The organism is Streptomyces lonarensis, assembly GCF_012033735.1.
GTDB classification, from domain to species: domain Bacteria; phylum Actinomycetota; class Actinomycetes; order Streptomycetales; family Streptomycetaceae; genus Streptomyces; species Streptomyces lonarensis.
On sequence record NZ_JAAVJD010000227.1, the window covers coordinates 1 to 8,505 of the forward strand.

General features: G+C 75.6%; 7 protein-coding genes and 1 pseudogene. 5 read left to right on the forward strand and 3 right to left on the reverse strand.

What is annotated here, in order from left to right; all coding sequences use genetic code 11:
• Window positions 1-74 precede the first annotated feature (74 nt).
• Window positions 75-1,421 (forward strand): sensor histidine kinase, encoded by a 1,347-nt coding sequence (locus HCN56_RS21035; protein WP_167973494.1) that lies wholly within the window; start codon window positions 75-77, stop codon window positions 1,419-1,421.
• The gene (locus tag HCN56_RS21040) at window positions 1,418-2,095 is read left to right on the forward strand and encodes a response regulator transcription factor (protein ID WP_167973480.1); all 678 of its coding nucleotides are present in this window, start codon (window positions 1,418-1,420) and stop codon (window positions 2,093-2,095) included. The genes HCN56_RS21035 and HCN56_RS21040 overlap by 4 nt, the downstream gene beginning before the upstream one ends.
• A 62-nt stretch (window positions 2,096-2,157) precedes the next feature.
• Here HCN56_RS21040 and HCN56_RS21045 read toward each other — a convergent pair whose 3' ends face one another.
• Window positions 2,158-3,111 (reverse strand): GNAT family N-acetyltransferase, encoded by a 954-nt coding sequence (locus HCN56_RS21045; protein ID WP_167973482.1) that lies wholly within the window; start codon window positions 3,109-3,111, stop codon window positions 2,158-2,160.
• A gap of 122 nt (window positions 3,112-3,233) precedes the next feature.
• Here HCN56_RS21045 and HCN56_RS21050 point away from each other — a divergent pair, with 122 nt between their 5' ends.
• Complete coding sequence (locus HCN56_RS21050) at window positions 3,234-3,374, forward strand: hypothetical protein (RefSeq protein ID WP_167973484.1); 141 nt, start codon at window positions 3,234-3,236, stop codon at window positions 3,372-3,374.
• Between the two features lie 37 nt (window positions 3,375-3,411).
• Here the strand turns inward: HCN56_RS21050 and nadA are convergent, their stop codons facing one another.
• Complete coding sequence (gene nadA / locus HCN56_RS21055) at window positions 3,412-4,590, reverse strand: quinolinate synthase NadA (protein WP_167973486.1); 1,179 nt, start codon at window positions 4,588-4,590, stop codon at window positions 3,412-3,414.
• Between the two features lie 412 nt (window positions 4,591-5,002).
• On the opposite strand from nadA, the gene HCN56_RS21060 reads away from it, so the two are divergent.
• Window positions 5,003-5,356 (forward strand): HesB/IscA family protein, encoded by a 354-nt coding sequence (locus HCN56_RS21060; protein WP_167973488.1) that lies wholly within the window; start codon window positions 5,003-5,005, stop codon window positions 5,354-5,356.
• 304 nt (window positions 5,357-5,660) lie between these two features.
• Here HCN56_RS21060 and HCN56_RS21065 read toward each other — a convergent pair whose 3' ends face one another.
• Entirely contained in the window at window positions 5,661-7,280 is a 1,620-nt protein-coding gene (locus tag HCN56_RS21065) for a hypothetical protein (RefSeq protein WP_167973490.1), read from the reverse strand.
• Window positions 7,281-7,460: 180 nt separating this feature from the next.
• Between HCN56_RS21065 and HCN56_RS21070 the strand changes: the two are divergent.
• Window positions 7,461-8,420, forward strand: a pseudogene (locus tag HCN56_RS21070) (carbohydrate kinase family protein); the annotation flags it as partial.
• Window positions 8,421-8,505 lie beyond the last annotated feature (85 nt).

Genomic DNA, 8,505 nt, shown 5'->3' on the forward strand with positions numbered 1-8,505 from the left:
CCACCACGACGGCCACCGAGGCGACCGGGCCGGCGCCCGGGCAGCCGCACGCCGCCGCGCGGGCGCGCCGCTGGATGGCCGACCACCCGCTGTGGGTGGACGCGGTGCTGGCTGCCGTCGTGCTCGGCGTGATGGTCGCCGGGTCGGTCGCCGTGGCCCAGCATCCCGGCTACGGCGCGATCGACGTCCGCGACCTCGCGCCCCACAGCCTCTGCCTCGCGGTGATCGCTGCCGGGGCGCTGGTGCTGCGCCGCCGCTGCCCGATCGTGGTGCTGGCGCTCACGACGCTGGCGTCGGTGGCCGAGGTCGTGGTCGGCGCGGCGCTGCCCGCCGTCTCCGACCGCAGCCCGGTCGTCTCGGTGGCCGTCGTGGTGGCGCTGTTCACCGTCGCCAACCGGGCGGGACGCGCCGCCACCTGGCGGATCGGGCTGGTCGTCACCGTCACGGGGACGGCCGCGGCGATGCTGTTCGGGCCGAACCCCTGGTACGCCGCGGAGAACTTCGCCATCCTCGCCTGGTACGCGGCGGCCGCCGCCGCAGGGGACGCGGTGCGCGGCCACCGCGCCGTGATGGCCGGCATCCGCGAACGCGCCGAGCACGCCGAGAAGACCCGCGAGGAGGAGGCGCGGCGGCGGGTCGCGGAGGAGCGGATGCGGATCGCGCGCGAGCTGCACGACGTCGTCGCCCACCACATCGCCATGGTCAACGTGCAGGCTGGTGTCGCCTCGCACGTGATGGAGAACCGCCCCGACCAGGCGCGTGAGGCCCTGACCCACGTCCGCGAGGCGAGCCGGCAGGCGCTGGAGGAGCTGCAGTCCACCGTCGTCCTCCTCCGCCAACAGGACGATCCGGTCGCGCCGACCGAGCCGGCCTCCGGCCTGGCGCGCCTCGACGAGCTGGTCGAGGGGTGCGGCCGTGCCGGGATGCGGGTCGCGGTGGAGCGTCCCGGGCCCGCCGTGCCGCTGCCCGCGGCGGTGGACCTCGCCGCCTACCGGGTGGTGCAGGAGGCGCTCACCAACGTGCACAAGCACGCCGGGGCGGGCGCCCGGGCGACGGTGCGGATCGAGCGGGTGCCCGGCCCGCGCAGCGGTACGGCGGCCCTGGAGATCACCGTCCGCGACGACGGCCGCCCGAACCCGGCCCCGCCCGCGGCCGTGAACGGTGGCGGGTCGAGCGGCGGCCGGAGCAGCGGCCAGGGCGGCGGACACGGGCTGACCGGGATGCGGGAGCGCGCCGAGGCGCTCGGCGGCGCCTTCGCCGCCGGTCCGGCGCCCGGCGGCGGGTTCCTGGTACGGGTCGGGCTGCCGCTGGCCAGACCCGGTGAGGCACAGCCCGAGCCGGCCCGGCGGGAGTGCGTGGAGCCCGCGGTCTCCTTCGCCTGCCCCTCCCCGGGGTGGTTGCTGCGGGGGCGCCGCTCATGACGACGACCGTGCTGCTCGTGGACGACCAGGCCCTGCTGCGCAGCGCCTTCCGCGTCCTGGTGGACTCCGAGCCCGACATGGCGGTGGTGGGTGAGGCGGCCGACGGCGACGCCGCGGTCCGGGCACTGCGCGAGCGCCCCTGCGACGTGGTCCTGATGGACATCCGGATGCCCGGCACGGACGGCATCGCCGCGACCCGCGCCATCACCGCCGATCCGGCGCTCACCGGCGTCCGCGTCGTCATCCTGACCACCTTCGAGCAAGACGACTACGTGGTGGAGGCATTGCGAGCCGGCGCCTGCGGCTTCCTCGGCAAGAGCGCGGGCCCCGACGAGCTGCTCACCGCCATCCGGGTCGCCGCCGCCGGGGAGGCGCTGCTCTCGCCCGCGGCGACCCGGGGGCTGATCGAACGGTTCCTCGCCGGGGACGGTCCGGGGCCCTCCCCGGAGGCCGCGGCGGGACTGGCGAGCCTCACCGCGCGGGAGCGGGAGGTACTGCTGGAGGTGGCGCGGGGCCGCTCCAACGACGAGATCGCGCTGCGGCTGCACGTCAGCCCGCTGACGGTGAAGACCCACATGAACCGGCTGCTCGCCAAGCTGGCCGCCCGTGACCGGGCGCAACTGGTGATGACCGCCTACGAGTCGGGACTGGTCCGGCCCGGTCGCGCCGGCTGACGCGGCGGGGCGCGGCGGCTGAAGCGGCGTCCGGCGCCGGTCGCCGCAGTTCCCCGTGCCCGTCAGAGGAACGCCGCCGAAGGGACGTACGGCGTGGGCGGCCGCATCCCGCGCAGCCCCACCACGCCGGAAGCGCCGACGCGGAGCCCGGCAGCCAGTCCCACGTCCAGCGCCCACTGCTGGTCCGCCGTGAGCTGGTCCACCGTCACCGGGGTGCCCGGCTCCAGGCTCAGCAGTGCCGCGGTCAGCAGCCGGGAGGCGATGCGACGGGAGGTGGCGGCCAGCAGCTCGACCCGGCCGTCCTCCGCGACGTAGCAGTACCCGCTGCCGGCCAGGTCGTCGGCGACGACCACCCGGTGGTGAAGCAGCAGTTCGTCGTGGTCCGGGCCGTGGGCGCCGCCGCGCACCGCGCGGTCGACGGAGTCCATCAGGTCGCGCTGCCCCGCGCCGCCCTCCACCGCCGGGCCGTCCGGGGTGGCGAGTCCGGTGGGATCGAGCGCCCCCGAGAGTCGCAGCGTCGGGTGCAGGGCGAAGCCGGCGTGCCGCAGCAGCCGGGCGGCGACCGGGTCCCGCGTGCCGCGGACGATGCCGCGCAGTGTGCCGCGACCGTGGGCCATCGCCCGGTCCAGCAGCGCCCCGCCGACGCCGGCGCTGCGGGCCTCGGGCCGGACCACCAGCAGAGACAGCGCCCAGGTCCCCTCCCGCAGCGAGGCGCGCACCGCGCCGACGGCGCGGCCGCCGCCGTCCTCGGCCAGCCAGCAGCCGTCCGGATCGGTGCGGGCGAGGTGCTCGGTGGCGCGGCGGTGGCGGACGGCCGCCGCGGGGCAATCGCCCGCGTCGTGGGATGCCTGCCGCCGGACACCGCGCCCCTCCGCCGGGCCGCCGGCGCCCGCACGGGACGGGGCGGCTTCCTCCGCGGCGTCGCCCTCCGGGGCGGCGGCGTTCCGAGAGGCCAGCGCCAGCCTCCGGACGGACTCGGCGTCACGCGGGCTGTCCCGCACACGGCGCAGCAGCATTGGCCCATTCTCCCCGGCCCGTCCGCCGCCGGTCCAGGGTGCGGCCGCCGGACGGCGGCGCGTGCGACGGCCCGTGCGGCGGGGGGTTCCGGAGCGCGGGCGGCGGCTGCGATCATCGCGGGATGAGCGGGCGTTCGTGGGGAGTCGTCGTGGCGGTGGTCGGCGCACTGCTGGTGCTGCTGCTGGCCGAGGGGTGCGGCGGGCCGCGGCACGACGGCGGGCCGGGGGAGTACTTCGACGCCCGTGCCGCCCCACCGGGCTGACCCGCCCGGCGGGGCGGTCAGTCAGCCCGGCGCGGGCTCAGGGCAGGGCGAGCATCCGCTCCAGCGCGGCGCGGGCGTACCGCTCGGTCTCGGGGTCGACCTGGATGCGGTTGACGACCCGTCCCGCGGCCAGCGACTCCAGCGCCCACACCAGGTGGGGCAGGTCGATGCGGTTCATGGTGGAGCAGAAGCAGACCGTGCGGTCGAGGAAGACGACCTCCTTGTCCTGCGCCGCGTAGCGCAGGGCGAGCCGCCGCACCAGGTTGAGCTCGGTGCCGATCGCCCACTTCGACCCGGCGGGCGCCTCCTCCAGCGTGCGGATGATGTGCTCGGTGGAGCCGACGTGGTCGGCGGCGGCCACCACCTCGTGCTTGCACTCGGGGTGGACGAGGACATTGACGCCGGGGATGCGTTCGCGGACCTCCCGCACCGATTCCAGCGAGAACCGGCCGTGGACCGAGCAGTGACCGCGCCAGAGGATCATCCGGGCGTCGCGGAGCTGCTGCGTGGTGAGTCCGCCGCCGGGCTTGTGCGGGTTGTAGACGACGCAGTCCTCCGGCGTCATGCCCATGTCCCGCACCGCGGTGTTCCGACCGAGGTGCTGGTCGGGGAGGAAGAGCACCTTCTCGCCCTGCTCGAACGCCCACTCCAGCGCCCGGCGGGCGTTGGAGGAGGTGCAGATGGTGCCGCCGTGGCGGCCGGTGAAGGCCTTGATGTCGGCGGAGGAGTTCATGTAGGAGACCGGGACGGTCGTTCCGGCGACACCCGCCTCGGTGAGCACGTCCCAGCACTCGGCGACCTGCTCGGCGGTGGCCATGTCGGCCATGGAGCAGCCGGCGGCGAGGTCGGGCAGCACGACCTGCTGGGCATCGGTGGTGAGGATGTCGGCCGACTCGGCCATGAAGTGGACGCCGCAGAAGACGATGAACTCGGCCTCCGGGCGCGCGGCCGCGTCGCGCGCGAGCTTGAAGGAGTCGCCGGTCACGTCGGCGAACTCGATGACCTCGTCGCGCTGGTAGTGGTGGCCGAGGACGAAGACCCGGTCGCCCAGCGCCTCCTTGGCGGCGCGGGCGCGGGCCACGAGGTCCGGGTCGGAGGGGGAGGGCAGGTCGCCGGGGCAGTCCACGCCCCGCTCGCTGGCCGGGTCGGACTGGCGGCCGAGGAGCAGCAGGGCCAGCGGGGTGGGCTGGACGTCCAGGGGATGGGCGGTGGTCACGGCGCACACCTCTCTTGTCCACGCGGGGTCGTGCGGGGACGCGCTGCTGCGGCGGTCGGGCCGCCACCCACCGCGTCCCAGCGGTGCGTGCCGGCGTCGAGGGCCCTTTTCGTCGGATTGACGTTATTCATGATAACGACTTCTCGTCGCGGTGACGATGCCCATCGCGTCGATGTGACGCATGCCGCTGCCGTCTTGCGCGCCGACCGCCTCCCCGACAGGCCCCTCCACCGCCCGCAGGCCGGGGCACGGCCCCGGGCGCGAAGCGGCGGCGGTGGGGCACCGCGCACGCCCTCGGCCTTCGGGCGCCGGTGTGGGACGATGGGGACAGACCGACGAGACCGGAATGAATCCGGGACACCGGCTGTTTCAGCAGTCGGTCCAGCAGTCCGTACTACCCGGGAGTGAGCAGATGTCCGTTGAGGACAAGACCGCTGTGAGCGACGGCATCATCCTGTCCGACGCTGCCGCGGCGAAGGTGAAGAGCCTGCTGGAGCAGGAGGGCCGCGACGACCTCTCGCTCCGGGTGGCGGTGCAGCCCGGCGGCTGCTCCGGCCTGCGCTACCAGCTGTTCTTCGACGAGCGGTCGCTCGACGGCGACGTCATCAAGGACTTCGACGGCGTCAAGGTCGTCACCGACCGGATGAGCGCCCCGTACCTGGGCGGCGCCTCCATCGACTTCGTCGACACCATCGAGAAGCAGGGGTTCACCATCGACAACCCCAACGCCACCGGCTCCTGCGCCTGCGGCGACTCGTTCAACTGACGCGACGGCGCCTCGCCCCGGTCCGCCGGGGAGGAAGCGCGCTCGCGACCGAAGCCGCCACGGCACTGCCGTGGCGGCTTCGTCGTCGTTGCCCGCACCGCCCGGCCCGCGGTGGCCGGCGGCCCGGGAGGTGGGCGACCGGGGCCGGGGGCGCCCCGCCGTGTGCGGTGGCACGCCCCGGGCCCCGGCCATGGCCGGTCCGGACCCTCACAACACCGGGCCGGCCGACCGTCCGCCGCCCACCCGGGCGCCACCGGGCGGGCGCGGACGTCTCAACGCGGGCGGCCCGCCGCCCGCGCGGTGGTCACCGGCCGGGCGTCTCGGCATCGCGCTGCCCGTCGCGCAGGGTCCGGTCGCCCAGCGGCTCGTCGAGTTCGACGGTGAACTGCTCGAACACCGCCTGCTGCGTGCAGATCTGTTCCGGGTCCGGGTCGACCTCCTCGACGGTGACGGTGACGGTGTCCGCCGTCTCCACGGCCACCGCCCGGTACTCGGCGCACACCCCGACCCAGGCGCCGTACGTCACGGTGGTCGCGGAGCCGTCGGCGGAGGCCGGCCCGGGCGTCGGGAGTGCCGGTGGTCCGTCCGGCTCGTGGTCGGGCTCGTGCACGACCGCGCCGCCGGCGTCGCCGGGCGTGCCCGGCGCGGAGTCCCCGCCGACCACACCGGGCTCGACGCGCCCGGTGCCGGAGGCGGTCCCTGCCAGCAGCTCCGGAGCGACCGCGACCTCCGCGGTCGGTTCGGCCCCGGAGATCGTCACGGTCGGGTGGAACAGCCAGGCCGGGACCAGCGCCGGCTCGCCGTCGACGTGGCGCCGTGCCAGGCCCATCTCCACCTTCGCGACCTCCGTGACCACGGCGTCCGCCGCAGGCTCCGTCGCTCCGTCGTTGAGGGCGAGCAGCGCCTCCTCCGCGTCGATCAGCGGATACCGGGCATCGTCAGCGGTGGGGACGCCGAGTACGCCCGTCCCGTGCACCACCACGCCTCGGGCGTCGACCTGCAACCGTGTTCCCAGCCCCGGCACGGGATGCCCCTCCACCCGTCCGGCCACGCTCACCGTCCGCCGGTCGCCCGCGGTCTCGGTGGTGTCGGCAGCGGCCGGGTCGAGGCCGAGCTGCTCCAGCAGCGGGGAGACGGCGGCGAGCGCCTCCTGCGCGGAGGGCGGCGGGCCGGTCCGCTCCTCGGGAAGGAGGAACTCCTCCGGGACGGGGGCGTCGACCAGTCCGCGCTCGCCGTCGTGCGGGCCGGGCGCGATGCGCTCCCCGTCGGGTGCGCCCGGTTCGGCGCCCGGGGAGTCCGGCAGGTCCTGCGGGGGCATGACCGGCTCCGGTCCGGCGGGCTCGGGCATCGCCGGTGAGGACAGCGAGCCGTCCGGATCGGCCGGATACGGCTCGATCGAGGGCTCCACGGTCGGGTCCGCCGAGGGCAGCCCGGGCGCGGGCACGCTGAGGGAGAGGTCGTCGTCCGGCCCCGTCATCCACCAGGAGCCCTCGCCGTCCGCGGCCACCGTCACCCGGGCGCCGACCACGCCGGGCAGCTCGGGGCCGACCTCCCAGCCGGCGCCGACCAGCCGCGGTTCACCCGTCACCCTGAGTGCCTCGGCCAGCTCGCGGACCGTCTCCTCGTCGACGGGGTCACCGAACCGGTAGGCCGGCGCTTCGAGCCCGCCCGACTCGGGCAGCTCGCCGACGACCCGGTGGAAGACGGAGCCGCCCGGGTACACGGCGGCCTCGGGCAGCGTGTCGCCGGGGGCGTCCGGCGACGGCGACGCGGCGGTGGGCGCGCCGTCGCCGTCGACGACGCGGTTGACGCCGTAGGCGCCGCCCGCCAGCAGACTGAGAGCCGCGGCGCCCGCCAGCACGGGCAGCCAGCGGCGGCTGCGACGGCCTGCGCCGTCGTCGAGGACGGCCTCTCGCTCGGTCACAGTGGCTCCTTCGTCGAAAGGGGCCGCGCCGGCCCGCTGCCCCCTTCGACGGACCGGGCGCGCTGCGGGTTCCCACCCGCTCCCCGCGTACCGCAGCGCGCCGCGACCGGCGGCCGGTAGCCTGGTCCGCGCCAGGCAACCGACCGCCCGTGCCCGTCCTCACCCCAGGAGCAGCCCCCCGTGCGTATCGCCGTCTCCGGCTCCATCGCCACCGACCATCTGATGACGTTCCCGGGCCGCTTCGCGGACCAGCTCGTCGGGGATCAACTGCACAACATCTCGCTGTCGTTCCTCGTGGACGGGTTGGAGGTGCGGCGCGGCGGCGTCGCCGCCAACATCTGCTTCGGCATGGGCCAGCTGGGCGCCTCGCCTGTCCTGGTCGGCGCCGCGGGCGCGGACTTCGTGGAGTACCGCGACTGGCTGGACCGCCACGGGGTGGACACCCTCTCGGTGCGGATCTCCGAGACGCTTCACACCGCCCGCTTCGTCTGCACCACCGACGCCGACCACAACCAGCTCGGCTCCTTCTACACCGGCGCCATGAGCGAGGCCCGCCAGATCGAACTGAAGTCGGTCGGCGACCGCGTCGGCGGCCTCGACCTGGTGCACATCGGGGCGGACGACCCCGAGGCGATGGCCCGTCACACCGAGGAGTGCCGGACGCGCGGCATCCCGTTCGCGGCGGACTACTCCCAGCAGCTCGCCCGCATGGGGGGCGAGGAGATCCGCGCCCTCACCGACGGCGCCACCTACCTCTTCAGCAACGAGTACGAGAAGGCGCTGATCGAGACCAAGACCGGCTGGGACGCCGAGGAGGTGCTGCGGCGGGTCGGTACCCGCGTCACCACCCTGGGCCCCAAGGGCGCGGTCATCGAGCGGGCGGGCGAGGAGCCGATCCACGTCGACTGCCCGGAGGAGGAGCGCAAGGCCGACCCCACCGGCGTCGGCGACGCGTTCCGCGCCGGTTTCCTCTCCGGCCTGGTGTGGGGCGCCTCGCTGGAGCGGTCCGCGCAGGTCGGCTGCATGCTCGCCACCCTGGTCATCGAGACGGTCGGCACCCAGGAGTACACCCTCAGCCGGGGGCTGTTCCTGGAGCGGCTGACGAAGGCCTACGGCCAGGAGGCCGCCGACGAGGTGCGCGGCCAGGAGTACCTGGGCGAGGAGCCGCTGGCGGGGGCGGGCCCGGCCGGCAGCGCCTACCGGGTCCGCCGCTCGCGGTGAACGC

Coding starts and splice junctions, on each gene's coding strand:
- HCN56_RS21045 (WP_167973482.1), bottom strand. CDS start 3,111: ATGCTGCTGCGCCGTGTGCGGGACAGCCCGCGTGACGCCGAGTCCGTC.
- HCN56_RS21050 (WP_167973484.1), top strand. CDS start 3,234: ATGAGCGGGCGTTCGTGGGGAGTCGTCGTGGCGGTGGTCGGCGCACTG.
- HCN56_RS21035 (WP_167973494.1), top strand. CDS start 75: ATGGCCGACCACCCGCTGTGGGTGGACGCGGTGCTGGCTGCCGTCGTG.
- HCN56_RS21060 (WP_167973488.1), top strand. CDS start 5,003: ATGTCCGTTGAGGACAAGACCGCTGTGAGCGACGGCATCATCCTGTCC.
- HCN56_RS21040 (WP_167973480.1), top strand. CDS start 1,418: ATGACGACGACCGTGCTGCTCGTGGACGACCAGGCCCTGCTGCGCAGC.